This window comes from Streptomyces sp. NPDC020780 (assembly GCF_044334475.1).
Taxonomy (GTDB): domain Bacteria; phylum Actinomycetota; class Actinomycetes; order Streptomycetales; family Streptomycetaceae; genus Streptomyces.
In genome coordinates this window covers 127,091-152,528 of record NZ_JBIRTB010000013.1, presented here as the reverse complement: position 1 = coordinate 152,528, position 25,438 = coordinate 127,091, and the positions used below count along the sequence as shown (strand labels likewise).

At 69.3% G+C, this 25,438-nt stretch carries 22 protein-coding genes; 11 read left to right on the top strand and 11 right to left on the bottom strand.

What is annotated here, in order from left to right; translation table 11 throughout:
* Positions 1-43 precede the first annotated feature (43 nt).
* Together ACH4VO_RS24540 and ACH4VO_RS24535 are read right to left on the bottom strand one after the other, a co-directional pair.
* Complete coding sequence (locus ACH4VO_RS24540; protein WP_360991346.1) at positions 44-1,462, bottom strand: ArsA-related P-loop ATPase; 1,419 nt, start codon at positions 1,460-1,462, stop codon at positions 44-46.
* Complete coding sequence (locus ACH4VO_RS24535) at positions 1,459-2,538, bottom strand: ArsA-related P-loop ATPase (RefSeq protein ID WP_360991344.1); 1,080 nt, start codon at positions 2,536-2,538, stop codon at positions 1,459-1,461. The genes ACH4VO_RS24540 and ACH4VO_RS24535 overlap by 4 nt, the downstream gene beginning before the upstream one ends.
* Positions 2,539-2,609: 71 nt before the next feature.
* Between ACH4VO_RS24535 and ACH4VO_RS24530 the strand changes: the two genes are divergently transcribed.
* The 4 genes from ACH4VO_RS24530 to ACH4VO_RS24515 all read left to right on the top strand — a co-directional run bounded on the left by ACH4VO_RS24530 (position 2,610) and on the right by ACH4VO_RS24515 (position 5,202).
* Positions 2,610-2,765, top strand: a complete 156-nt coding sequence (locus tag ACH4VO_RS24530; RefSeq protein ID WP_139131402.1) for a DUF4177 domain-containing protein — start codon at positions 2,610-2,612, stop codon at positions 2,763-2,765.
* A complete protein-coding gene (locus ACH4VO_RS24525) occupies positions 2,765-3,235 on the top strand; it encodes a RidA family protein (RefSeq protein WP_360991341.1) in 471 nt (156 codons plus the stop codon). Before ACH4VO_RS24530 ends, ACH4VO_RS24525 begins: the two co-directional genes overlap by 1 nt.
* Before the next feature lie 183 nt (positions 3,236-3,418).
* Positions 3,419-4,369 (top strand): NUDIX hydrolase, encoded by a 951-nt coding sequence (locus ACH4VO_RS24520; protein ID WP_360991338.1) that lies wholly within the window; start codon positions 3,419-3,421, stop codon positions 4,367-4,369.
* Positions 4,366-5,202 carry an MBL fold metallo-hydrolase gene (locus ACH4VO_RS24515; protein ID WP_360991335.1) on the top strand — a complete coding sequence of 279 codons (837 nt, stop codon included), beginning with the start codon at positions 4,366-4,368 and terminating at the stop codon, positions 5,200-5,202. The genes ACH4VO_RS24520 and ACH4VO_RS24515 overlap by 4 nt, the downstream gene beginning before the upstream one ends.
* A 162-nt stretch (positions 5,203-5,364) precedes the next feature.
* Here the strand turns inward: ACH4VO_RS24515 and ACH4VO_RS24510 are convergent, their stop codons facing one another.
* Complete coding sequence (locus tag ACH4VO_RS24510; protein ID WP_014046869.1) at positions 5,365-6,039, bottom strand: Crp/Fnr family transcriptional regulator; 675 nt, start codon at positions 6,037-6,039, stop codon at positions 5,365-5,367.
* A 253-nt stretch (positions 6,040-6,292) separates the two neighbouring features.
* Here ACH4VO_RS24510 and nth point away from each other — a divergent pair, with 253 nt between their 5' ends.
* From nth to ACH4VO_RS24495, 3 genes are all read left to right on the top strand, one after another.
* Positions 6,293-7,138 carry an endonuclease III gene (gene nth, locus ACH4VO_RS24505; protein WP_398441366.1) on the top strand — a complete coding sequence of 282 codons (846 nt, stop codon included), beginning with the start codon at positions 6,293-6,295 and terminating at the stop codon, positions 7,136-7,138.
* An 82-nt stretch (positions 7,139-7,220) separates the two neighbouring features.
* The gene (locus tag ACH4VO_RS24500; protein WP_360991332.1) at positions 7,221-7,958 is read left to right on the top strand and encodes a CoA pyrophosphatase; all 738 of its coding nucleotides are present in this window, start codon (positions 7,221-7,223) and stop codon (positions 7,956-7,958) included.
* A 91-nt stretch (positions 7,959-8,049) separates the two neighbouring features.
* A complete protein-coding gene (locus ACH4VO_RS24495) occupies positions 8,050-9,255 on the top strand; it encodes a MarP family serine protease (protein ID WP_360991330.1) in 1,206 nt (401 codons plus the stop codon).
* 126 nt (positions 9,256-9,381) lie between these two features.
* Here ACH4VO_RS24495 and ACH4VO_RS24490 read toward each other — a convergent pair whose 3' ends face one another.
* The 6 genes from ACH4VO_RS24490 to ACH4VO_RS24465 all read right to left on the bottom strand — a co-directional run bounded on the left by ACH4VO_RS24490 (position 9,382) and on the right by ACH4VO_RS24465 (position 17,773).
* Positions 9,382-9,585 (bottom strand): hypothetical protein, encoded by a 204-nt coding sequence (locus tag ACH4VO_RS24490; protein WP_360991327.1) that lies wholly within the window; start codon positions 9,583-9,585, stop codon positions 9,382-9,384.
* A 104-nt stretch (positions 9,586-9,689) separates the two neighbouring features.
* Positions 9,690-10,667 (bottom strand): alpha/beta hydrolase, encoded by a 978-nt coding sequence (locus tag ACH4VO_RS24485; protein ID WP_360991324.1) that lies wholly within the window; start codon positions 10,665-10,667, stop codon positions 9,690-9,692.
* Positions 10,664-11,194, bottom strand: a complete 531-nt coding sequence (locus ACH4VO_RS24480; protein WP_360991321.1) for a phage holin family protein — start codon at positions 11,192-11,194, stop codon at positions 10,664-10,666. Before ACH4VO_RS24480 ends, ACH4VO_RS24485 begins: the two co-directional genes overlap by 4 nt.
* Before the next feature lie 39 nt (positions 11,195-11,233).
* On the bottom strand, positions 11,234-12,634 hold the full coding sequence (gene nhaA / locus ACH4VO_RS24475; protein WP_360991319.1) for a Na+/H+ antiporter NhaA: 1,401 nt from the start codon (positions 12,632-12,634) through the stop codon (positions 11,234-11,236).
* Positions 12,635-13,010: 376 nt separating this feature from the next.
* Positions 13,011-14,978, bottom strand: coding sequence for an acetate--CoA ligase (gene acs / locus ACH4VO_RS24470; protein ID WP_360991316.1), 1,968 nt, complete (start codon positions 14,976-14,978; stop codon positions 13,011-13,013).
* Positions 14,979-15,178: 200 nt separating this feature from the next.
* The gene (locus tag ACH4VO_RS24465; protein ID WP_360991313.1) at positions 15,179-17,773 is read right to left on the bottom strand and encodes a bifunctional SulP family inorganic anion transporter/carbonic anhydrase; all 2,595 of its coding nucleotides are present in this window, start codon (positions 17,771-17,773) and stop codon (positions 15,179-15,181) included.
* A gap of 282 nt (positions 17,774-18,055) precedes the next feature.
* Between ACH4VO_RS24465 and ACH4VO_RS24460 the strand changes: the two genes are divergently transcribed.
* Positions 18,056-19,372 (top strand): hypothetical protein, encoded by a 1,317-nt coding sequence (locus ACH4VO_RS24460; protein ID WP_360991311.1) that lies wholly within the window; start codon positions 18,056-18,058, stop codon positions 19,370-19,372.
* Positions 19,373-19,443: 71 nt separating this feature from the next.
* Here ACH4VO_RS24460 and ACH4VO_RS24455 read toward each other — a convergent pair whose 3' ends face one another.
* Positions 19,444-20,439, bottom strand: coding sequence for an ATP-binding protein (locus ACH4VO_RS24455; RefSeq protein WP_360991308.1), 996 nt, complete (start codon positions 20,437-20,439; stop codon positions 19,444-19,446).
* Positions 20,440-20,540: 101 nt separating this feature from the next.
* Between ACH4VO_RS24455 and ACH4VO_RS24450 the strand changes: the two genes are divergently transcribed.
* Positions 20,541-21,365 (top strand): oxidoreductase, encoded by an 825-nt coding sequence (locus tag ACH4VO_RS24450; RefSeq protein ID WP_360991306.1) that lies wholly within the window; start codon positions 20,541-20,543, stop codon positions 21,363-21,365.
* A 442-nt stretch (positions 21,366-21,807) separates the two neighbouring features.
* Here the strand turns inward: ACH4VO_RS24450 and ACH4VO_RS24445 are convergent, their stop codons facing one another.
* On the bottom strand, positions 21,808-22,647 hold the full coding sequence (locus tag ACH4VO_RS24445) for an HAD-IB family hydrolase (RefSeq protein WP_360991304.1): 840 nt from the start codon (positions 22,645-22,647) through the stop codon (positions 21,808-21,810).
* Positions 22,648-23,217: 570 nt separating this feature from the next.
* On the opposite strand from ACH4VO_RS24445, the gene ssd reads away from it, so the two are divergent.
* Both ssd and ACH4VO_RS24435 read left to right on the top strand, forming a co-directional pair.
* A complete protein-coding gene (ssd, locus tag ACH4VO_RS24440; protein WP_398441388.1) occupies positions 23,218-24,282 on the top strand; it encodes a septum site-determining protein Ssd in 1,065 nt (354 codons plus the stop codon).
* A complete protein-coding gene (locus ACH4VO_RS24435) occupies positions 24,279-25,427 on the top strand; it encodes a TadA family conjugal transfer-associated ATPase (protein WP_360991299.1) in 1,149 nt (382 codons plus the stop codon). Before ssd ends, ACH4VO_RS24435 begins: the two co-directional genes overlap by 4 nt.
* Positions 25,428-25,438 lie beyond the last annotated feature (11 nt).

Here is a 25,438-nt window from a genome sequence, read left to right as displayed (position 1 = left end):
CGCGCGGGGGCAGCTCCGCAGAGGAAGGCCGCCGGGAAGCGGTCTACGCCGCTCCGGGTGGTGGGGGACCGGCCGCGAGCCGTTCGCCGATGGCCCGGAGACCCGAGATGTCGTGCACGTCACCGGGCAGCGCGGCCACCTCGGCCACCGGGACCTCAGGATGCAGCGCGGTGAAGCGGTCACGTGTCCGCTGTTCGCGTGCCACGACCTGCATCCGCTCGGCATGCAGCCGCAGCAGGCCTGCGGCCAACTGCTCCACGGACACGGCGTCGCAGGGCAGGGCTTCGTCCCCGTCCCCCGTCGACGGGACGGGTGGAGCTGACGGGGTGTGTGGCTCGGGCGCGCCGTGCGGTTCGGGGGTGCGGGTGGGGCGGTCCTGCGGCTCGGAGGCACGGGGCGTGCGGTCGTGCGGCTCGGGGGAGAGCGGTGACGCGGGGGTGTCGGGAGAGGTGACGACCGGTGCGTCCACCGGGTCGCACAGGCCAGCCTTCCCGGCCGAATGATCCACAATGCCGACAGCGTCAAGATTTTCTGCGGCGGCCAGCGCCCGCTCCGCGGTGAGCCGTGCGGCCTCGCTGCCGTGCACCCGGTTGAGTACCAGACCGGCCAGCGGCATCTCCTCGGCGGCGAGCCGCTCCACGAAGTAGGCGGCCTCGCGCAGCGCGTCCCGCTCGGGCGTCGCGACCACGAGAAAGGCCGTGCCGGGCGCCTGCAGCAGCTTGTACGTGGCATCGGCCCGGGTGCGGAAACCGCCGAACATGGAGTCCATCGCCGCGACGAAGGTCTGTACGTCCTTGAGGAACTGACCCCCGAGCAGCTTGCCGAGTGTCCCCGTCATCATCGACATACCGACGTTGAGGAACTTCATGCCGGCCCGCCCGCCGATCTTCGCCGGGGCGATCAGCAGGCGGATGAACTTTCCGTCCAGGAAAGAGCCGAGACGTTTCGGCGCGTCGAGGAAGTCGAGGGCGGAGCGGGACGGCGGTGTGTCCACGATGATCAGGTCCCACTCGTCGCGCGCCCTCAGCTGCCCGAGCTTCTCCATCGCCATGTATTCCTGGGTGCCGGCGAAACCTGCCGACAGCGACTGGTAGAAGGGGTTCTCCAGGATCGCGCCGGCCCGCTCGGCGTCCGTGTGCGCCTCGACCGTCTCGTCGAAGGTGCGCTTCATGTCGAGCATCATGGCGTGCAGTTCGCCCGCCCCCGCACCGTCGATGTCCTCGACCCGGCGCGGGATGTTGTCCAGCTGGTCGATGCCCATCGACTGGGCGAGCCGACGGGCCGGGTCGATGGTGAGGACGACGACCTTGCGGCCACGCTCGGCAGCCCGTACCCCGAGTGCCGCCGCCGTCGTGGTCTTGCCGACGCCGCCGGAACCGCAGCACACGACGATACGGATCCCCCGGTCGTCCAGCAGTGCGTCGGTGTCGAGTCCCGGTGCGATGTCCGTACCCAGCGTCATGACCCCACCTCTTGTCCGGAGCCGCCTTGCCCGGTGCCTCTGGGTCCCGTCCCGCCGCCTCCGGACCCCCGTCGCCCACTCTCCCCGGAGCCCTGCCCCGCGATGTCGGCCGTCTCGTCGCCCACACCCTGCTTACGGAACTCGGACGCCAGTTCGTACAGCGCGGCCAGGGTCATCCCTTCGTTCATCAGAGGGAGCTCGGCCGTGGGCAGCCCCAGTCCGGCCAGCACCGCGCGCTGCTCCCGCTCGAGCTCCACGCGCTGGGCGTGTTCGGCCGCCTGCTCGACCAGAGGGCGGACGAGCCCGGCGGAACCGGTCACGCCGGCCCGGGTCAGGACCTTCGCGAGCTCCTTACGCCGACCACCCGACGCCGAGCGCAGCGCCTCCTCGTCCAGGAGGTGCGGGCGCACCATGTTCACCACGATCCGCCCCACGGGCAGTTTGGCGGCCCGCAGCTCCGTGATGCCGTCCGCGGTCTCCTGGACCGGCATCTCCTCCAGGAGCGTCACCAGGTGGACCGCGGTCTCGGGGGACTTCAGGACGCGCATCACGGCCTGCGCCTGATTGTGTATCGGGCCGATCCGCGCCAGCCCCGCCACCTCGTCGTTCACGTTGAGGAAACGGGTGATGCGGCCGGTGGGCGGGGCGTCCATGATCACGTGGTCGTAGACGAACCGGCCTTGCTTGTCCTTGCGGCGTACGGCCTCACAGGCCTTGCCGGTCAGCAGGACGTCCCGGACCCCGGGCGCGATGGTGGTGGCGAAGTCGATCGCACCGAGCTTCCTGAGCGCCCGGCCCGCGCTCCCCAGCTTGTAGAACATCTGGAGGTAGTCCAGGAGCGCCCGCTCGGCGTCGATCGCCAGGGCGTGGACCTCCCCGCCTCCCGGGGCCACGGCGATCCGGCGTTCCTCGTACGGGAGGGCCTCCGACTCGAAGAGCTGGGCGATGCCCTGCCTGCCCTCGACCTCGACGAGGAGGGTACGCCTGCCCTCGGCCGCGAGGGCGAGCGCGAGGGCGGCGGCGACCGTGGTCTTACCGGTACCGCCCTTGCCGCTGACGACCTGGAACCTGCTCACGTCCTCGAGCCTAACCAGTCGGCAGGCAGGCTACGCATGGGACCGTCTGTGCCAGGCATTACAGTCTGCTCATGACCAAGTGGGAATACGCGACAGTGCCTCTTCTCGTGCACGCGACCAAGCAGATTCTGGACACCTGGGGCGAGGACGGCTGGGAGCTGGTCCAGGTCGTGCCCGGCCCGAACCCCGAGCAGCTCGTGGCCTACCTGAAGCGGGAGAAGGCGTAGTGGCGGGCGCCGTCGAGGCACAGCTCGCCGAGCTCGGCCTGACCCTCCCGGCCGTCGTCCCGCCGCTGGCCTCGTACCAGCCCGCGGTGCGCTCCGGGGTGTACGTGTACACCTCCGGCCAGCTGCCGATGGTGGACGGCAAACTCGCCGTGACCGGCAAGGTCGGCGCCGAGGTGACGCCGGACGAGGCCAAGGAGCTCGCGAAGACCTGCGCGCTGAACGCTCTGGCGGCCGTGAAGTCGGTCGCCGGTGACCTGGACCGGATCGCCAGGGTGGTGAAGGTCGTGGGCTTCGTCGCCTCGGCCGCCGACTTCACGGGGCAGCCGGGCGTGGTCAACGGCGCGAGTGAGCTGCTGGGCGCGGTCCTGGGCGACAAGGGCGTGCACGCGCGCAGCGCCGTCGGAGTCGCGGTGCTGCCCCTGGACGCCCCGGTGGAGATCGAGGTCCAGGTGGAGCTCGTCGAGGACTGAGCCGGGGACCGGCCGGTGCCGTCCCGCCGATCCCGCCCCGTCCCCCGACGGCGGCGGGATCACGTGTGTCAGGCAGGACCCCGAGCGCGGGGCCGGTTACGGCAGGGTGTGACCGGGCCGCCCCCTGCCGGTGGGGGCCCTGCGCCTCTCGAACATCGGCGCGGTTCCGGATAGCCTCCGGCCATGCCCAACGGTCAGTGGTACCCACCGGAATGGCCCGCCCGGATCAGGGCCCTCGCCAGCGGCGATCTGAAGGCCGTGACCCCCCGGCGCGCGGCCACGGTGATGCTGCTGCGTGACGGCCGTCCGGGGCAGAACGGCCCGGGCCCTGCCGTCCACATGCTCCGACGGCGCGCTTCCATGGCTTTTGCCGGGGGCGCGTACGCCTATCCGGGTGGTGGGGTCGATCCGCGCGACGACGACCACCTCGTGGGCTGGGCGGGACCGTCCCTGGAGAGCTGGGCCGAGCGGCTCGGTGTGGACACGGCCGCAGAGGCACAGGCCGTCGTCTGTGCCGCCGTCCGTGAGACGTTCGAGGAGGCGGGTGTCCTGCTGGCGGGACCGACCGCCGGCACCGTCGTGAGCGACACCACGGGCGCCGACTGGGAGGCCGACCGTGAGGCCCTCGTCGCCCGAGAGCTGTCCTTCGCCGACTTCCTCGACCGCCGGGGGCTCGTCCTGCGGTCGGACCTGCTGGGCGCGTGGGCACGCTGGATCACTCCTGCGTTCGAACCGCGCAGGTACGACACCTGGTTCTTCGTCGCCGCGCTCCCGGAGGGCCAGCGCACCCGGAACGCCTCCACGGAGGCCGATCGGACGGTCTGGATCCGCCCCGGGGACGCAGCCGACCGCTACGACCGGGGCGAACTCCTGATGATGCCGCCGACCGTGGCCACACTGCGGGCGCTGAGGCCGTACGGGACGGCCGCCGAGGCATTGGCGGCAGCGGACGCCCAGGACCTCGCTCCTGTGCTCGCAGAGGCCCGCATGGAGGGCGACACCTTGGTACTGAGCTGGCCGGGTCATGACGAGTTCACCAAGAACGTCCCGGCCGGGGACGTCTCCCCTCCGGAGGAGGCCAGGGACGCCTCCGCCACGGGGAAGGCCGGCGGCGAGGACGGGGGTGCCCCATGAGCGATGCCTCGCTCCTGCCCGGGCAGCCTCGCGGCGGAGCCCTCTCGGGGCCCGCCACGGCCCGGGCGGTCAACGTCCTGGCCCCCAACGCCTCCGCGATGACACTGGACGGCACGAACACCTGGATCATCGCCGAGCCGGACTCCGACCTCGCGGTGGTGATCGACCCGGGGCCACTCGACGACGGTCACCTGCGGGCCGTCATCGAGACCGCGGAGCGGTCCGGTCGGCGCGTCGGGCTCACGCTGCTCACCCACGGCCACCCGGACCACGCGGAGGGTGCCGCACGCTTCGCCGAGCTGTCCCGTACGAAGGTGCGGGCCCTGGACGCGGCCCTGCGCCTCGGCGACGAGGGGCTGGCGGAGGGGGATGTGATCACCACGGGCGGTCTGGAACTCCGAGTGGTCCCCACCCCGGGGCACACCCGGGACTCGCTCTCCTTCCACCTGCCCGCCGACGGTGCCGTGCTGACGGGCGACACCGTCCTCGGACGGGGCACGACGGTCGTCGCGCACCCGGACGGACGGCTGGGTGACTACCTGGACACGTTGCGCCGACTGCGCTCACTGACCGTCGACGACGGGGTGCACACGGTGCTGCCCGGCCATGGGCCGGTGCTGGAGGACGCCCAGGGCGCCGTGGAGTTCTATCTCGCCCACCGGGCCCACCGGCTGGCCCAGGTCGAGACGGCCGTGGAGAGCGGACACCGCACGCCCGCGGAGGTGGTGGCGGCGGTGTACGCGGACGTCGACCGTTCGCTGTGGCCGGCGGCGGAGCTGTCGGTCCGGGCCCAGATGGAGTATCTGGCCGAACACGGGCTGATCCAGGAGTGACCGGTGCGGTCCCCGGCAGCGGCAGACCCCGTCCGGAACGCGAGAGGCCCCGCCGGGCCTCGGTTCAAGGGATCCTCGCCACTCCCACAGGTCACGGGTGTGGCAAGGACCGTGGGAACCCGAGGACAGTGGGGCCTCTCACGGAACGGCTGCGGATGCGGGTCAGCGGGAGCGCTTCGCCAGACGCTCCACGTCCAGGAGGATCACGGCCCGTGCCTCCAGGCGCAGCCAGCCGCGGCCGGCGAAGTCCGCGAGGGCCTTGTTGACCGTCTCGCGGGAGGCGCCGACCAGCTGGGCCAGCTCTTCCTGCGTGAGGTCGTGCACGACGTGGATGCCCTCCTCCGACTGCACACCGAAGCGGCGGGACAGGTCGAGGAGCGCACGGGCGACACGGCCCGGCACGTCGGAGAAGACCAGGTCGGACATCTGGTCGTTGGTCTTGCGCAGGCGGCGGGCGACCGCGCGCAGCAGTGCCGTGGCCACCTCGGGGCGTGCGTTCAGCCAGGGCTGGAGGTCGCCGTGGCCGAGACCGAGGAGCTTGACCTCGGTGAGCGCCGTCGCGGTGGCGGTGCGCGGACCCGGGTCGAAGAGCGAGAGCTCCCCGATCAGCTCGCCCGGGCCGAGGACGGCCAGCATGTTCTCCCGCCCGTCGGGGGACGTGCGGTGGAGCTTCACCTTGCCCTCGGTCACCACATAGAGGCGGTCGCCCGGGTCACCCTCGTGGAACAACGCGTCACCGCGTGCGAGGGTCACCTCACTCATCGAGGCGCGGAGCTCCGCGGCCTGCTCGTCATCGAGCGCCGCGAAAAGCGGGGCGCGCCGCAGAACGTCGTCCACGAGTTCTCTCCTTGTCGGCCTGCTCAGGGAAGCGTGGTCCCCATGATGCCGGACGGTAAAACAGTGCGATCAATCACAAACCAGTTTGACGCACGGGCGTGCCGGACCCTACGGCAGGGGGCCGATCGGGCGTGGATACGCGGTGACCGGGGCGGATGTCGGTGCGTGGCTCTAGGCTGGCCGGGTGTCCGGAAAGCCGGTGAGAACGCAGGCCAAGGGGGCTGATGGGGTGTCGGAGGACGAGGATTCCGCTGTGGGTGAACAGCCCGTACAAGGCCGGAAGAACGCCGCGAAACGCCCGTCGGGAGTGACCCCGGGCAAGAAGCCGGCCAAGCCCGAGTCGCATCTGGCGATGGTCCGCCGTGCCCGCCGGATCAACCGCGAGCTCGCCGAGGTGTATCCGTACGCCCACCCCGAGCTGGATTTCCGTAATCCCTTCGAGCTCCTGGTTGCCACGGTGCTCTCCGCGCAGACCACCGACCTGAGGGTGAACCAGACGACGCCCGCCCTGTTCGCCCGGTATCCGACACCCGAGGACATGGCGGCCGCCGTGCCCGAGGAACTGGAGGAGATCATCCGGCCGACCGGTTTCTTCCGGGCCAAGGCACGGTCACTGATGGGCCTGTCGGCCTCCCTCAGGGACAACTTCGGCGGTGAGGTTCCGGGCCGGCTCAAAGATCTGGTGACGCTGCCGGGTGTCGGCCGTAAGACGGCGAACGTCGTCCTCGGCAACGCGTTCGGCGTGCCCGGCATCACGGTGGACACCCACTTCGGGCGGCTGGTCCGCCGCTGGAAGTGGACCGATCAGGAGGACCCTGAGAAGGTCGAGGCCGAGGTCGCCGCGATCTTCCCCAAGAGCGAATGGACGATGCTGTCCCACCGCGTCGTGTTCCACGGCCGTCGCGTATGCCACTCCCGTAAGCCTGCCTGCGGAGCCTGCCCGATCGCCCCGCTCTGCCCTTCGTACGGCGAGGGGGAGACGGACCCGGAGAAGGCCAGGAAGCTCCTGAAGTACGAGCTGGGCGGCTATCCGGGCCAGCGCCTCAGCCCGCCCCCGGACTACCCGGGCAGGCCTGCTCCGCCCCTGGGGGCCGGGTGAGGAGCGTTCTCGTAAGGGTGCCGTGCGGCGCCACTCGGAACGAAATGGTGGACGGCATGCGTTCAGACCTGAGGGGGTGCCCATGACGCACGCACAGCGCACAAGAACCGCACGGCAGGCGGCCGCCGCGGAGAGGGACGTGCCGCAGGACAGCGTGGTCGCCGTCACCACCGAGGGGCTACCGGGCTGGCTCGACCCCGTGGCACAGGCCACGCGGAACGTCCGTGCCCAGCAGCTGAGCCGCTTCCTACCGCCGGAGAGCGGTGCGGGCCGGCAGTCGGCCGTCCTGATCCTCTTCGGCGAAGGCGAGCGCGGCCCGGAGCTGTTGCTGATGGAGCGCTCCGGCACCTTGCGCTCGCATGCGGGCCAGCCGTCCTTCCCCGGAGGTTCCCTCGACCCGGAGGACGGCGACCCCGGGACCACCGGGCCGCTCAGGGCGGCGCTTCGGGAGGCCGAGGAGGAGACGGGCCTGGACCCCGGCGGCGTCCAGCTCTTCGGCGTACTGCCCCGGCTCTACATCCCGGTGAGCAGCTTCGTCGTCACGCCCGTCCTCGGCTGGTGGCGGGTGCCCAGCCCGGTTGGGGTGGTCGATCCGGCCGAGACCGCGCGGGTCTTCACCGTCCCCGTGGCGGATCTCACTGATCCGGCCAACCGCGTGACGGCCGTCCACCCGAGCGGCCACCAAGGCCCGGCATTCCTGGTCGAATCCGCACTCGTCTGGGGTTTCACGGCCGGCTTGATCGACCGTCTCATGCACTACGCGGGCTGGGAACGCCCCTGGGACCGGGCCAAGCAGGTGCCGCTCGACTGGCGCGCATGACAGGCTGACCCCCGTGCTGCGCTGTTCCGGGCCTGGCCCGGACCCCGTCGAACCGGACGGGCCAGGTGACGAATCTGCGAGGCTATAGACGGTGAACGTGCTGGACATCCTGCTGCTGGTCGGCGCCGTATGGTTCGCGGTCATCGGCTACCGCCAGGGTTTCGTCGTCGGCATCCTGTCCGTGATCGGCTTCCTGGGCGGCGGCCTGGTGGCCGTCTACCTGCTTCCGGTCATCTGGAACAAGGTGACCGACGGATCCGAGGTCTCCTCCATGGCCGCCATCGTCGCGGTCGTGATCGTGATCGTGTGCGCCTCCGTGGGCCAGGCGTTCACCACCCACCTGGGCAGCAAACTCCGCAGGTACATCACCTGGTCGCCCGCGCGCGCCCTGGACGCCACGGGAGGCGCGCTCGTCAACGTGGTGGCCATGCTGCTGGTCGCCTGGCTGATCGGTCTGCTGCTGGCGGGCACCTCGCTGCCGACCCTCGGCAAGGCCGTCCGCAGCTCCTCGGTCCTGCTCGGAGTCTCCCGCGTCATGCCGGACCAGGCGTCCACCTGGTTCCAGGACTTCTCCTCAGTGCTGGCTCAGAACGGCTTCCCCCAGGTTTTCAGCCCCTTCGCCAACGAGCCCATCACCGAGGTGCAGGCGCCCGATCCGGCACTGGCGGGCAGCCCGGTCGCCGCCCGAGCGAAGAAGTCCATCGTCAAGGTCGTCGGCATGGCGCCCGGCTGCGGCAAGGTGCTCGAAGGCACCGGTTTCGTCTTCTCCGACCGCCGCGTCATGACCAACGCGCACGTCGTCGGCGGCGTGGACGAACCGACGATCCAGATCGGCGGCGAAGGCCGGCTGTACGACGCGAAGGTCGTCCTCTACGACTGGCGGCGGGACATCGCGGTGCTGGACGTCCCGGACCTCGACGCGGATCCCCTCCGCTTCACCGACACGGAGAACGACGCCAGGAGCGGCGACAGCGCCATCGTCGCCGGCTTCCCGGAGAACGGCGCCTACGACGTACGCTCGGCCCGTATCCGGGGCCGTATCGACGCGGGTGGCCCGGACATCTACCACCGGGGCACCGTGCAGCGTGACGTGTACTCACTCTTCGCGACGGTGCGTCAGGGCAACTCCGGAGGTCCGCTCCTCACCCCGGACGGCAAGGTGTACGGAGTGGTGTTCGCCAAGTCGCTCGACGACCCCGAGACCGGCTACGCCCTCACGGCCGACGAGATCCGCGAGGACATCGACCTCGGCAGGTCCGCCGTCCAGCAGGTCGACACCCAGGGGTGTGCGCTGTAGGCCGGGCCCTCGTCCGGGCGGGGCCGGACGTGTGTGAGTGAACGGACGGTTCCACGGCCCCGAGAGCCGTGGAACCGTGCCATGCGTGTCGTTGCCTGTCCTCGCGTTCCGCCCGCCGGGCTTCTGTCAGGCCCGGGGGTGGCGCAGCCGTGCCGAGACCCAGCGAGCCCGACGGTGGAGGATGCGCGGAATGCCCAGCCGGAGATCATGAAAATCGCTCACATCGTGCACCCGGCTCCCGGAGCCGCCCCCCTCATGAGCGCTCGGACCAGCAGGAGCGGTCGAGCGGCGGTTGCGTGCTGCGTCACTGAAGTCGCGCGTCCAGCCCATACACCGACGTCTGCCCGTGACTCATGGTCGGTAATCGTGTGCGAGTCAGCCAATTGGCTTATGCGGCAGGCAATGCCCGTTCGTCGGACACCTGTTCCCAGCGGCTACCGGTCGGGCTCGGGATCCTTGAGCCAGTTGATGAGTTCGGTCGAGAAACCGACCGGGTCCTCCTCCTGGGGGAAGTGCCCCAGACCGTCGAAAAGCCGCCAACGATACGGTGCCTCGACGTACGCGCCGGATCCGGCGGAGCTGCGGGTACGCACCACGGGATCGAGGGAGCCGTGCAGGTGAAGTGTCGGGACGCGCACCGGCCGCTTCATCCGCCGGTTGAACTGGAGGCCGTCCGGACGGGCCAGCGAGCGCACCATCCAGCGGTACGGCTCGATCGAGCAGTGCGCCGTCGACGGGATGCACATCGCGCGCCGGTAGACGTCCATGGTGGCATCCCCGGGGAAGTCCGGGGTGCGGGGCCCCGCCCAGTCGTGGATCAGCCGGCCGACCAACGCCGCGTCGTCCGCGACGAGCTGACGCTCCGGTACCCACGGCCGCTGGAAGCCCCAGATGTGCGAACCCGCCCTGGACTGGGCAACGTCGGAGAGCATCGAGGAGCGCCAGCGACGCGGATGGGGCATGGACGACACAGCGAGGCGGCGTACCAGCTTCGGCCGCATCACGGCGGCGGTCCAGGCCAGGTAACCGCCCAGGTCGTGGCCGACGAGTGCCGCGTCCGGCTCACCCAGCGACCGGATCACCCCGGTGACGTCGAGCGCCAGGTTGGCGGGGTCGTAGCCCCGGGGCGTTCGGTCGCTCCCGCCCACGCCCCGCAGGTCCATCGCGACGGCGCGGAATCCCGCGTCGGCCAGCGCGGTGAGCTGATGGCGCCAGGTCCACCAGAACTGCGGGAAGCCGTGCAGCAGCAGCACCAGCGGCCCGTCACCGAGCTCCGCGATGTGGAAGCGGGCACCGTTCGCCGCCACGTCGCGGTGGGTCCAGGGGCCGTCCAGGCGTACGGGGCCACCGGGGGCGGTTGCCGGGCCGGTCGGCCCCGTCGGGCCGGGCGGACTGATGTCGGGGACGGTCATGCGGATGAGCGTGTCACAGAGTTCGCCTCGTCCTGGACCGGACGGGCCTCGATGGCCTTGTCGGCGAGGGAGCTGCCCTGCGCGCGTTCGATCGCGCGTGCGGAGACGGTGGGACGCGGGTGCGGCTTGACGCCCTGAAGGACCGCCGCGGTCTGCTTGGCGGAGGCGATGGACTTCTCCGGCGGCTTGACCTTCTTGAACTTGGCGAGGCCGAACAGGGCGATGAGGATGCCCAGAAGGATGAACGCGCCGCCCACGATCAGGAACGACCAGGCGAGGCCGAGTCCGAGATTGTGGATCCCGTAGGCCGCGGCGAAGCTCAGCATGGGGATCGCGAACAGGAGCAGCCCGCCCGTGACCATGAACGCCACGCTGCCGATCACGCCGCGCTTGACGTCCTGCCGCACCTCGGCCTTCGCCAGGGCGATCTCGTCGTGCACCAGCGCGGACATCTCGGCGGTCGCCGAGGCGAACAGCTGCCCGAGACTACGGTCGGTGCTGCCCGCATAGTTGCCGGGGTCGCTCATCCCTGACTCCCTCTCCTCTTCCGTACATCCGTTGTCAGATCATGCCGGACTGTCCGGCTTGCCGCTCGCTGCCCCCGCCTGTTCGGCAAGGCGGCGATGCTCGGCCGCCTTCCTTTCGTATATGGCGGCCATCCGCAGGTGGTAGTCCGGGTCGTCCTGCTCGTAGACGTCAGGAACGCCCGACAGGTCCTCGTCGAGCTCCTCCGCCTCGTACAGGGCCCTGTATCTCCGTACCCGGAGTTTCAGCAGTACACCGGAGAGTACGGCGGCGATGAGGGAACCGAGGAGGACCGCGGCCTTGACCTCGTTGATCATGTCCTCGTCGCCCGCGAACGCGAGCTCGCCGATGAGCAGCGAAACGGTGAAGCCGATTCCGGCCAGCGTGGCCACCGCGAAGACATCCGCCCAGGCCAGGTCCTTGTTCAGCTCGGCTTTGGTGAAGCGGGTGACCAGCCACGTCCCCCCGAAGACGCCGACGGTCTTGCCGACGACCAGACCGAGAACCACACCGAGCGTTTCGGGCCTGGTGAACACGCCGGCCAGAGCATCGCCCCTGAGGGTGACACCCGCGGAGAAGAGGGCGAACAACGGCACGGCGACGCCGGCCGAGAGGGGGCGCACCAGATGCTCGATGTGTTCGCCGGGGGACTGGGACTCGCCTTCGCGGCGGGAGCAGCGGAGCATGAGGCCCATGGCCACCCCGGCGATGGTGGCATGGACGCCGCTGTTGTACATCAGCCCCCAGATGGCCAGCGCCAGCGGCAGATAGATGTACCAGCCTCGAACGCCGGTGCGCAGCAGCACGTAGAAGACGACCAGGCCCGCGAAGGCTCCGCCGAGAGCCAGGAAGTCTATGGTGTCGGTGAAGAAGACTGCGATGATCAGAATGGCGAAGAGGTCGTCGACGACGGCGAGCGTCAGTAGGAAGGCGCGCAGCGCTGACGGCAGTGACGCACCGATGACCGCGAGGACGGCGAGCGCGAACGCGATGTCGGTGGCAGTGGGAACGGCCCAGCCGGCTGCCGAACCCCCGCCGAGCACCACTGTCAGGGTGTAGGCGACGGCGGGGACGGCCATACCGCAGAGAGCCGCGGCGACGGGAAGGGCCGCGGCTCTGGGGTCACGGAGTTCGCCGGCTACCAGTTCACGCTTGAGTTCGACGCCTGCGACGAAGAAGAAGACGGCCAGCAGGCCGTCGGCCGCCCAGTGGGCCACGGAGAGGTTGAGCCCCAGCACTTCGGGCCCGAAGTGGAAATGGCTGACAGCCGCATAAGCGGAGCCGAAGGTGTTCGCCCAGATCAGTGCTGCGACGGCTGCGACCAGGAGAAGGACGCCGCCGACGGTCTCGGTGCGCAGGGCGTCCGCGATGTAGTTCCGCTCGGGCAGGGAAAGACGGCCCAGCAGGGTGCGGCGAGGGGGCGGGGGAGCAGGCGCGGCCACAGGAGACCTCCGGTCGGGGATGGCAGTGATGGCATGACGAAGCACATGCCGACCAGACTTCCCGGCGCCCCTGTGGAGATTTCTGTCCTGTTGTGTGTCGTTGACGTTGACCAGCCGACTTGCTCCGTCGGCGAAGTGGCCATCCTACCTGCGGTGCCGGATTCCGGTCCGGTGCGCGGGCCGGGCGCGGGACCGGCCGGGCGCGGCTGGGCTTGGGCGCAGCGCGGCCCGGGTTCGACCGGGGGCCCGGCCGACGGGGCGCGCGCCGGATGCGCCGAGGGGCATCCGGCGTGTTGTCGGATGCCCCTCGGAGCCGTACATGTCCCGGCGGGTTCCAGTCCTGCGTGCTGCTTCAGATCCTCGGGGGACTTCGCCGTCAGTCCTCGGCAGGTCCTGAGGGCAGCTGTGTCTGGATCAGGGACATGACCGACGAATCGGTGAGTGTGGTGACGTCGCCCAGTTCCCGGTTCTCGGCGACGTCGCGCAGCAGACGGCGCATGATCTTGCCGGAGCGGGTCTTGGGCAGTTCGGCCACGGGCAGGACTCGCTTGGGCTTGGCGATCGGGCCGAGCGTCGTGCCGACGTGGTTGCGGAGTTCGGTGACCAGTTCTTCGGACGTGGTCGCTGTGCCGCGCAGTATCACGAATGCGACGATGGCCTGTCCGGTCGTCGCGTCGTTCGCGCCGACAACGGCCGCCTCGGCGACCGCCGGGTGCGACACGAGAGCCGACTCGACCTCGGTGGTGGAGATGTTGTGACCGGACACGAGCATGACGTCATCGACCCGGCCCAGCAGCCAGATGTCGCCGTCGTGGTCCTTCTTGGCGCCGTCCCCGGCGAAGTACCTGCCCTCGAACCGGGACCAGTAGGTGTCGAGGAAACGCTGGTCATCCCCCCAAATGGTGCGGAGCATCGACGGCCACGGCTCGGTCAGGACGAGATAACCGCCCCCGCCGTCCGGCACCTCACGGGCCTCGTCGTCCACCACCGTGGCGGAGATACCGGGCAGGGCGCGTTGCGCCGAACCGGGCTTGGTCGCGGTGACCCCGGGCAGCGGCGAGATCATCATCGCGCCCGTCTCGGTCTGCCACCACGTGTCCACGATCGGGCACCTGTCCGCACCGATGTTCTTGCGATACCACATCCAGGCCTCGGGGTTGATCGGCTCACCGACCGAACCGAGCACGCGCAGGGACGACAGATCGAACTTTGCGGGGATGTCGTCCCCCCACTTCATGAACGTACGGATCGCCGTCGGCGCGGTGTAGAGGATCGTCACGCCGTACTTCTGGACGATCTCCCAGAACCGCCCCTGGTGCGGGGTGTCGGGGGTGCCCTCGTACATGACCTGCGTAGCCCCGTTGGCCAGCGGGCCGTAGACGATGTACGAGTGCCCGGTGACCCAGCCGATGTCCGCGGTGCACCAGTACACGTCCGTGTCGGGCTTCAGGTCGAACACCGCATGGTGCGTATAGGCCGTCTGGGTGAGGTAACCGCCCGAAGTGTGCAGGATGCCCTTCGGCTTGCCCGTCGTCCCGGAGGTGTACAGGATGAACAGCGGCTGTTCCGCGTCGAACGCCTCAGGGGTGTGCTCGGCGGACTGCCTGCCCGTGACGTCGTGCCACCAGACGTCCCGGCCCTCCGTCCATGCAGTGTCCTGCCCGGTGCGCCGAACCACGACCACGTGCTCGACGCTCTCGATTCGCGAGACGGCGTCGTCCACCGCGGGCTTGAGCGCGGAAGGCTTGCCCCGGCGGTACCCACCGTCGGCGGTGATCACGACCTTCGCGTCGGCGTCCTGGATACGGGCGGCGATCGCGTCCGCGGAGAAGCCGCCGAAGACCACCGAATGCGCTGCGCCGATGCGGGCGCAGGCCAGCATCGCGACGGCGGCTTCGGGGATCATGGGCAGGTAGACGGCGACCCGGTCGCCCTTGCCGACACCGAGTTCGATGAGGGCGTTGGCGGCCCGGGAGACCTCGTCCTTCAGTTCCGCGTAGGTGATCGCTCGGCTGTCACCGGGCTCGCCCTCGAAGTGGATGGCGACCCGGTCGCCGTTGCCCGCCTCCACATGACGGTCCACGCAGTTGTACGCGACGTTGAGCTTGCCGTCCGCGAACCACTTCGCGAAAGGCGGATTGCTCCAGTCGAGCGTCTCGGTCGGCTCCGTGGCCCAGGTCAGACGACGGGCCTGCTCGGCCCAGAAGCCCAGCCTGTCCGCCTCGGCCTGCTCGTACGCCTCCACGGTCACGTTGGCGTTCGCGGCCAGATCGGCAGGCGGTGTGAACCGCCGCTCCTCCTTGAGCAGATTGGCCAGGCTCTCGTTGCTCACGACATCTCCCATTCCCAGGGTGTCCGTTGTGTCCCGGAGGACAGCTCATCAGGCCGCGGGCCGGGTGACAAGTGTCTGCCAGGAATTGGTGTAGACCTGTGTTTCGTGTATGGGGCCACGCGTTCCGCTTCCGCAAGCACTCTCGTGCGGCGCGGAAGCGGAAATCACCACAAGGTCTCACGGAGGTCTCACGGACCGGGGACGTGAGAGGTTCAGACGCCGACCGCTGTGTCGGGTCTCCCGGAAACAGCTTCTTCCGGGCCGGGGTACGTGCGGGACTGGGCACTTGGCAGGCCGTGGGGGTCGGTGTCGGGCTCTGTGCCGGGAGCGACCCGGGCGAAGACCTCGTCGGGGCCGGTACCCGAACTGGCACCTTCGGTGAGCAGGTAGGCCTGCGCTTCCCCGACGTGGAAGTACATACCGTGCAACTGCAGGGTCCCCTGCGCCAGTCGGCGTGCCACCGAACCGTGCGCGCGCAGATGCTCCAATTGCTGCACCACGTTGGTCAGGCAGAGTTGCTCCACCGCGTCGGTGGGCAGTCGCCCGGCGATCCGCGCCCAGGAGTGATGGCGGGAGTGCATGCGTTCCAGGCTCGGCCGGCCGTGCCGCAGCCAACGCCACAGGGGCGTTCGAGGAATCTCCGGCGGGGCGTCCAACAGGGCTTGCATGGCCCCGCATCCTGAGTGCCCGCAGACAGTGATGGACTCGACCTCCAGCACATCCACCGCGTATTCGATCGCGGCGGCCACGGAGTCGTCGTGTCTCTCCGCGCTCTCGGCGTCGGGGTGTGGCACGAGATTGCCGACGTTCCGTACGGTGAAGAGATCGCCCGGGCCACTTGCCGTGATCATGCTGGTGACCAGGCGGGAATCGGCACAGGTGATGAACAGCTGGGAGGGCTTCTGCCCCTCGGCCGCCAGCCGGGCCAGCTCCTCACGGACCAACGGGGCCGTGGTGCGCTGGAACGAGCTGAGGCCGCTGAGCAATCGGTGACGGCCCGGGCGGCCCGGTGCGGAGGCCGTCATGACAGTCGGTGACACGGTTGCGAGGTGGGTTTGCGCGGTGGCCTGTGACATGGGAACGCCGGTGGCGGAGCCGGGAGAGCCGGCCTGCGGGGCGGCGTCGGAGGCGTTGTGTCCGGCCCGGTCGTGACAGTGATGGTTGCGCCACGGTGTCCACGGCCGGCAACAGGGGTGGGCAGCTGACGCCGGCTCGGCGATCCGGCCCCCGGAGCGCCCTGTAAGGAGTACGGTGCCGCCCAGTGCGGTCCGGGCCGTGTGCCAATCCTGAATGGTCTCGTACGCCGCGTGGTCCATGAAGAAGCCGTCGAGCTCCAGGATCACGTCGGCACTCTCGGGGAGGTGGTTGAGCATGCGGCTGAGCCGGGGGACCGCGAGAAAGGTCAACTGCCCGCGGACGGAGACCAGCAACCGTCCGTCATGCTCCGTCACGGTGATCCGCGTGCGGGCCAGCCGGTGCAGGGCGATGGCCACCGCCACGAGAATCCCGATGACCACGCCCGTCAGTACGCCCGCCACGATCACTCCGGTGATCGTCGCCCCGTACACCAGGAATTCACGGTGTCTGTGAACGTTGCGGATGTGGGCGAAGCTGACCATCTGGATACCCACCACCATCACAAGGGCGGCAAGGGCGGCCAGCGGGATCCACTCGAGCGCCGTGACGAGCAGCACGGCGGCCAGCAGTATCCAGACACCGTGCAGCACCGTAGCGGCGCGGCCTGTCGCTCCTGCCCGCACATTCGCCGAACTGCGGACGGCGCCTCCCGACACGGGGAGGCCTCCGCACAGCCCGGCCAGTGCGTTGGCGACGCCTTGGGCCCGGAGCTCCCGGTCGAGGTCGGACCGTTTGACGGGCAGGCGGGGCGTCGCACCGTCCTTGGACGCAGCCGACGCCCGCTCGGCAGCCAGTTTGTCTACGGAGACAGCGGCCAGCAGTGATTCGAGGCTGGCGACGAGCATGACCGTGAACATCGCGGTGGCGAGCGCTGCCACCGGCCCGTCCGGCAGCTCGGCCAGAGCGTGCGAGCTCCACGACGGCAGATCGACCCGGGCGATCCCGGGTGTGGCCACCGCCGCCACCGCTGTCGATACTCCGACGGCGACGAGCGCGGCGGGAATTCTGCCGAGCGTCGCTCCGACACGACCTGGCATCCGCGGCCAGAGGATGAGAAGGGCGACGGTCAGTGCGCCGACGGCGGGTGCGGCGGGGTACATCCGTCCCAGCTGAGACGGTAGCGCCCAGGCGTTGGCGAGGGCGGAACTCTGCGGCGTGCCGCCCAGCACCACGTGCAGTTGCGCGAGGGCGATGGCCACGCCGATACCGGCGAGCGTCCCGTGCACGATGGCTGGACTGACGGCAAGTGCGCTACGGGCGGCTTTCAGAGACCCCAGCAGAATCTGCAGAAGCCCGGCGCCGATGGTGATCGCGCATGTGGTGCGCCAGCCGTACAGCTGGATCAACTCGGCCGTGACGACTGTCAGTCCGGCGGATGGTCCGCTGACCTGAAGAGGTGTACCGCCGAGCAGGCCGGCGACGATGCCGCCGATGGCCGCAGAGACCAGACCGGCTGCCAGCGGGGCGTCCATGGCCACGGCGAGGCCGAGTGACATGGGTACGGCAATCAGAAAGACGGTGATCGACGCGGACAGGTCGGCGCCTGAAACCCGGAATCGAGGGCGGCCGTAGGGCGGGGGCGGGCTGTGAGGTCGCTTGAATCCCGACCCGCGGGAACGACGCGAACTGCGGGATGAGTGGGCATTGCGTGTAGGGGCACAGGCAGGCATGGTCCCGTCTCCTCCGGGGCGGCGCGGTCGCGAATTCGATAGGGGCGCGGCCGTTGGCCACGGCATGCAGCGGGGGTAGGGCAACTCTCGGTAAATGAATAGTAATGGAGAGTAAAGAAATGTGTCCATGTTTTCGAGCGAATAGGCTCTAATCTCACTCTTTTAGGTGAATAAGCAGCTTTTCGTACCGTTTGTCGTACTGGTCTTTCGGGGTGCGTGCGACGTTGGCCGCGCCGTGTCGGCGCGACGACGCACGACTTCTGCAAGAAAGAGGGTGGACGGATGGGTGCCAGAAAAACGCTCGCCCTGGGCGCTGTGGCCATGGGGTTAATCACGGGCCTGGCCGGGTGCTCAGGCCCTGGCAGCGCGGGTTCGGTGGCAGCGAGGAAGGTGGCGCCGGGCTCGGAGGAACGTTCCCCGGCGGCGGCCCCCAAGGGCGCCGTCAAGCTCATCGGTGACGGGTCCACCGCATTCACCGGAGCGCAGCCGAAGCTTCCCGTGGCCAAACGCATGGAGCCAGGCCAGAAGCCCCCGCAGTTCGTGGTGTTCTCGTGGGACGGGGCCGGCGAGGACGGTCAGAAGCTGTTCTCGCACTTCCGTGAGGTGTCGAAGAAGTACGACGCGAAGATGACCTACTTCCTCAGCGGCGTATACCTCTTGCCGGAGGAGAAGAAGGCCCTCTACGACCCGCCCCAGCACTCGGCGGGCCGGTCCGACATCGGTTTCAACGACACCGAGGGCATCCGCGACACCCTCACGGAGTTGCGGGCCGCCTGGCAGGACGGGAATGAGATCGGTACCCACTTCAACGGACACTTCTGCGGCCCGGACGGGGGCGTCGGAACATGGTCGGTCGAGGAGTGGAAGAGCGAAATCAGCCAGGCGAAGGCCTTCGTGAAGAGCTGGAAGACCAACACCCCGGCCCTCAAGGCGGAAGCGCCACTGCCCTTCGACTACGACAAGGAGCTGATCGGCGCCCGTACGCCCTGCCTGGAGGGGCAGAAGAACATGGTCGAAGCTGCGCGGACGATGGGTTTCCGCTATGACTCCAGCGGCATCGGCAACCAGGTCTGGCCCACCAGGAAGGAGGGCCTCTGGGACCTTCCCCTTCAGCTCGTCCCGGTGCCGGGGCGAGCCTTCGAGACCCTCTCGATGGATTACAACTTCATGTTCAATCAGTCCGGTACGACGCAAGGGGACCCGGACCGACACGCGTACTGGGGCAATCAGATGCGCGACGGCCTGCTGCAGGCGTTCGACCGTGCTTACAAGGGGAACAGAGCTCCGCTGATCATCGGCAACCACTTCGAGTCCTGGAACGGGGGCACGTACATGCGGGCTGTCGAGGAAACGATCAAGGCGGTCTGCACCCAGCGGGACGTGCGCTGCGTCTCCTTCAGGCAACTTGCCGACTGGCTGGATGCCCAGGACCCGGCGGTCCTCGCCAAACTCCGGACATTGAAGGTCGGTCAGGCACCCGGGCCCGGGTGGTCGGCGTTCCTCGCGGGAACCGTCCCGGGCAAGCCCGCGGCTAGCCCGGTGCCCGCCAGGCCGGCGGACCAGCCAGCAGGTAAGGGCGCTGACAGGAACGCGGAATAGGCGGCGCACATCCGCCTCTGCGCCGATACCCCGTCACTGTGCTACAGGCTGGTCCAGGCTTATGTCTTTCGTCAGGCCGGCTGGTCGGCGACCTCCTGACGGTCCTGCTCGTGCAGCACGAAGGCGGGGTCGACCTGGGCAGCCAGGTCGGCGCCCGTCTTCTCGTTGCCCCAGCTTTCCGCGTTCTTGAGATGGAAATGGACCATCTGCCGCGTGTACCGCTCCCAGTCACGGTGTCCGTACGAGTCCTCCGCGGCGTCCTGCAGGGCCTGCAGTGCCATACGGTTGTCCGCCTCCAGCAGGTCGAACGGGGCCGGCTTCCCCTTTTCCACGGTCCTGACCCAGTCGGAATGTCCGACGCCGACCAGAAGGTCGTCACCGACTTCCGAGCGCAGGAAGTCCAGGTCGTCCTGGCCCTGCACCTTGTTGCCGACGACTCGCAGAGCGACACCGAAGTCGCGCGCGTACTCCTTGTACTGCCTGTACACCGAGACGCCCTTCCGGGTGGGCTCGGCTACCAGGAAGGTCATGTCGAAGCGGGTGAACATTCCTGAGGCGAAGGAATCCGACCCCGCCGTCATGTCGACCACCACGTACTCGTCCGGTCCGTCGAGCAGGTGGTTGAGGCAGAGTTCCACCGCGCCGACCTTGGAGTGGTAGCAGGCCACCCCGAGGTCCGCCTCGGTGAAGGGGCCAGTCGCCATGAGCCGGATGTCACCGTCGTCCAGTCGGACCGTGGTCGCGCAGGCGTCGTAGATCGGGTTGTCCTCCCGGATGCGGAGCAGGCGTGAACCCTCGCCCGGCGGTGTCGTCTTGATCATCGTCGCGGTGGACGCGATGCGGGGGTTGCTGCCGCGCAGGTAGTCCTTGATGAGGGGCAGGTGGGCACCCATCGCGGGCAGGGCGGCGGCCTCCGTCTCGTCGAGGCCCAGGGCGGTTGCCAGGTGCTGGTTGATGTCGGCGTCCACGGCCATGACGTGGGCTTCGTTGGCGGCGAGGTGGCGGATGAAGAGCGAGGACAGCGTGGTCTTCCCGCTGCCGCCCTTCCCCACGAAAGCGATCTTCATGTTCACCTAGGGTAGCCGCATAATCGCTCGCTGTTGTCACGCCAGTGAAGAAGGCCACTCCTGTGGGGTATCAGCATGCGGGGCGCGTAGCCTCCCTACTTATGAGTACGACTTCCTCCGACCCGCTTGCCGCCCTCGGTGCCCTGCCGGGCGTTGCCGAAGCGGTGGGCTCCGTACGCAAAGCGGTGGACCGGGTCTACGGGCACCGGGTGATGCGGCGCCGCAGCAACGAGGTGACGGCGGAGGCGGCCCTGCGCGGTGCCCGCGGTTCCGCGGCCCTTTCGGGTGCCGACTGGAACCTCGAGGAGGTGCGGAGGCGTACTGACTTTCGCGGTGACGACCAGGCGTCCACGATGGGTGCGGCTCTGCGTCTGACTGCGGAGGCGGGGCAACTCCTCTCCATCTGGCGGCAGTCGCCGCTGCGAGTTCTCGCACGGTTGCATCTCGTCGCGGCCGGCGGCTCGTCGCCCGAGGGTGCCGTCGGTCGGCCCCGGCTGGCGGGGGAGTCCGTCGATGAGCCGCTGATCGAGGCTGCGGTCCCGGGTGTCGAAGAGATGGCTGGGCGGCTCGAAGGGCTGTCACAGCTGGTCATCGCCGGCAGTTCGGCGCCCGCACTGGTCACGGCTGCGGTCGTGCATGGTGAGTTGCTGGCCTTGCGGCCCTTCGTGTCGCACAACGGCCTGGTTGCCCGGACAGCGGAGCGGATCGTGTTGATCGGCAGTGGCCTCGACCCGAAGTCGATCTGTCCCGCCGAGGTGGGGCATGCCGAGCAGGGCAGGGCTGCGTACGTAGCGGCGTTCGAGGGGTACCTCTCAGGGAGGCCGGAAGGCATGGCTGCCTGGATCGCCCACTGCGGACGGTCGGTCGAACTCGGGGTGAGGGAATCGACGGCGGTGTGCGAAGCACTGCAACGCGGTGCCGCCTGACGGCCTGCCCCGGAGACGGTCGGCCCCTTGCGCGACATTCGGGGCCTCGAGGGAAGGGGTGCGGCGGTACCGCATCGGTACCGCCGCTGGCACGTCAGCCCAGTTACCAAGCGTCCTCGATATATGCCCATCAGGCCGGTTCTTTGCCCGACGCCTGGTGCGGCTGGCCCGTAATCGACGGGTCGACGTCGCGTGGGTACTCGGCATCCGTGCTCGGTCCGTGGGGCCATTCTGCGTGTAAAGGTCATCCACTCGGATGTCCTCGGTCTCGCGGGCCGTTGACTCCTTTGTACTCCAGGGGCGGGAGGAGCGGAAGTGCTGCCTGCGCATCTTTACTTTTGGGATTCACTTGCGGGCGAGTCGGGCACTGTTGCACTCATTGCTCCAGGGTGGCGCCCCGTGACCTCGCTGTGGGGTTCCGGAGGGCCCGTTCTGCCTTCCGTCAGGGGGTGGCTGCGGAGGCCCGGCGGCGAGAGGCGTACCAGACGAGCCCAGCGGTGACAGCGGCCGCACCTACTGCTGCCGCGGCCACGAGCGCCGGGCGCGGCGGCATCGAGAAGACCGGCAGCCGTTGCTTGAGCCGGACCGGGCGGTTGAAGACCAGAATCGGCCATTCCCGGAGAGTGGCCTCACGGCGCAGCGCCCGGTCGGGGTTGACGGCATGCGGGTGGCCGACCGACTCCAGCATCGGGACGTCGGTGAACGAATCGCTGTACGCATAGCAGCGCGCGAGGTCGTATCCCTCGGAGGCGGCGAGGGACTTGACGGCTTCCGCCTTGGTCGGCCCGTAGGCGTAGTACTCGACCTCGCCCGTGAAGCAGCCGTCGTCGCCCACGACCATCCGGGTCGCGACGACCCGGTCGGCACCGAGCAATTCCCCGATCGGTTCCACGACCTCGGCGCCGGAGGTCGATACGATCACCACGTCGCGTCCGGCTGTGTGGTGTTCCTCGATGAGGGATGCTGCCTCGTCGTAGATGATGGGGTCGATCAGGTCGTGCAGGGTCTCGGCGACGAGCTCCCTGACCTGCTGGACGTTCCAACCCTTGCAGAGCGCTGAGAGGTATGCACGCATGCGCTCCATCTGGTCGTGATCGGCGCCACCGGCGAGGAACACGAACTGCACGTACGCGGTGCGCAGTACGGCGCGGCGGTTGATCAGCCCGCCTTGGTAGAAGGACTTGCTGAAGGTCAGCGTCGATGACTTCGCAATGACCGTCTTGTCCAGGTCAAAGAAGGCTGCTGTACGCGGCGAGAAGCAGTTTTCCACAAAGGTGAGCATAGGCGGCCACCATTCGGCGTAAAATCCGGCGGGTGGGTTTGCTTGAGAAGGCCCTCGGGTACACCATGGAAGTCACGGATCGTTCGCGACCGTGCTAACCCCGGTCCGGCTCCTCCCCCCCCCCCGAGTCGGCCGTGGGGACGACCCCCGCTCTCCCCCCCCGGCGGGGGTCGTCGCATGTCCTGACGCGTTTCGTATACCTCGGGGCAGGCGGCCTTTCCTCTTTTTTGCTGGTAGCGGCCGACCGCTGGGCCGGTCTTGCCCCAGCATGGCGCGTGACTCTGTGTAGCGGAAGAGCTGCGCTACGAATGCCCCTGTACGAGCTACCGAGATATTCACAACCTTGAGCTTGTCCACAGGTTTCGAGCAAGATCCACATGTTTTTCCGGCTCGTTGCATGGTGATTCCGCCCACGAAGTCCGTGGGTTCCGGAATCGCGCCTCTCGGAACAGTCCGAGATCACCGCGGACCGCACTGAAGAGGCAGTGGGAGGGGGCGGAGATCGTGACGGGAACCTTCGCACGAGAAGGTCTGGCGGTTGCGGGAGAGCCGCTGAGCGGACCGTTGATCGTGACCGAGGACGCGGAGCTGTTGGACGACCTGCTGCGGCTGTGCGCGGCGGCCGGAGCTGTGCCTCAGGTGCATCACGGGCCACCTGGAGAGAGAGGCGCATGGGAGGCGGCTCCCGTGGTTCTGGTAGGTGACGATGCTGCCGCCCGATGCCGTGGGGTGGCACGAAGGCGCGGTGTGATGCTCGTGGGGCGTGACCAGGACGACCCGGACGTGTGGCGCCGTGCAGTGGAGATCGGCGCCGAGTACGTGCTGCGGCTGCCCGATTCGGAGGGCTGGCTCGTCGACCAGATCGCCAATGCGGCTGAAGGTGTGGGACGTCCGGCCCTGACCGTCGGCGTGATGGGAGGGCGGGGTGGGGCCGGTGCGTCGACGCTGGCCTGCGCGCTCGCGGTGACGGCGGCCAGGTCCGGTCGACGGACGATGCTGATCGATGGTGATCCTCTGGGTGGCGGAATCGATGTGCTGCTGGGCGGCGAACAGTCGGACGGCATGCGATGGCCGGATTTCGCGCGTTCCAAGGGGCGGCTCGGAGCCGGCGCGTTGGAGGAGTCCTTGCCGGCGTTGCACGGACTGCGCGTACTCAGCTGGGGCCGGGACGACGAGGTGGTGATCCCGCCGCAGGCCATGCGGGCGGTGCTCGCGGCGGCACGGCGGCTCGGAGGTGTGGTGGTCGTGGACCTGCCGCGCCGGGTCGACGAGGGCGTGGCCGAGGCACTGGCACAACTGGACGTCGGGCTGCTGGTGGTGCCGGGTGAGCTGCGAGCGGTGGCAGCGGCCAAACGGGTGGCGTCGGCGGCCGGGATGATGTTGGAGGACCTCCGGATCGTTGCCCGTGGGCCCTATACGGCCGGACTTGACGAGCACTGGGTGGCGCAGGCGCTGGGCAGGCCTCTCGTCGGGGACCTGCCGGTGGAGGCGGGGCTGGTGGCGGCTCAGAACGGTGCTGTGCCGCCGGGCGGTCATGCTCGCGGCCCGCTGGCCCGCTTCTGCACGGCGTTCTGGGAACTGGCGGACGCCTCGGCGGGCGGCATCGCGGCCGGCCGGCCCCGGGATGCGTCATGAGCGAGATGATGCTGGACGCGGTCCGGCAACGCCTGGCCCGTAGCGGCACCGAGCCCACTCCGGCAGGAGTGGCGACGGCTTTGAGGGAGCAGGGGCGCCTGCTCGGCGATGCGGAGGTCCTCGGTGCGGCGGAGGAACTACGCGGTGAACTGGTCGGGACAGGTGTGCTGGAGCGGTTGCTGGCCGATCCGGCGGTGACCGATGTACTGGTCTCCGCGCCGGACCGGGTCTGGGTCGACCGCGGCGGCGGGCTGGAACTGACGCGAGTCACCTTCCCGGACGCCGCAGCGGTCCGGAGGCTGGCCCAGAGACTCGCAGCGGTAGCCGGACGCCGACTGGACGATGCCCGGCCCTGGGTGGACGCACGACTCCCGGACGGGACGCGGATGCACGCGGTCCTGCCTCCGGTGTCCGTCGGCTCGACGTGTCTGTCACTGCGAGTGGTGCGGCCGCAGGCATTCACCCTGGCGGAGCTCGTCGACGCCGGGACTTTGCCGCCCCTAGGCGACCGGCTTCTGCGCGCCCTGGTCGAGGCCCGGGTCTCGTACCTGATCAGTGGAGGGACCGGGGCGGGGAAGACCACCTTGCTGTCCAGCCTGCTGGGGGCGGTCGACGAGCGCGAGCGCATCGTGCTCGCCGAGGACTCGGCGGAACTGCGCCCTGACCATCCGCACGTGGTGCGACTGGAGTCGCGGCCCGCCAATCAGGAGGGCGCGGGCCGTGTGACACTCCGGGACCTGGTGCGCCAGGCGTTGCGCATGCGCCCCGACCGGCTGGTGGTCGGAGAAGTGCGGGGCGCTGAGGTGACGGAGCTGCTGGCTGCCCTGAACACCGGACATGAGGGCGGGTGCGGCACGGTACACGCCAATGCTGCCGAGCATGTCCCGGCGCGCCTGGAGGCGCTGGGGACCGCCGCAGGCCTGGACCGGGCATCGCTGCACAGCCAGGTGGCAGCCGCCCTGTCCGTGGTGGTGCATCTGGTACGTGACCGGGGCGGGCAGCGACGTCTCGCCACGGTCCATGTACTCGAGCGTGACTCGGCGGGCCTGGTGATCACGGTGCCCGCGGTGCGCTGGGGAGCCGAGGGTTTCATCCGGGAGCGGGGCTGGGAGCGCCTGGCGCTGCTCATCGGGGAGGCGCTGTGACGGCGACCGGT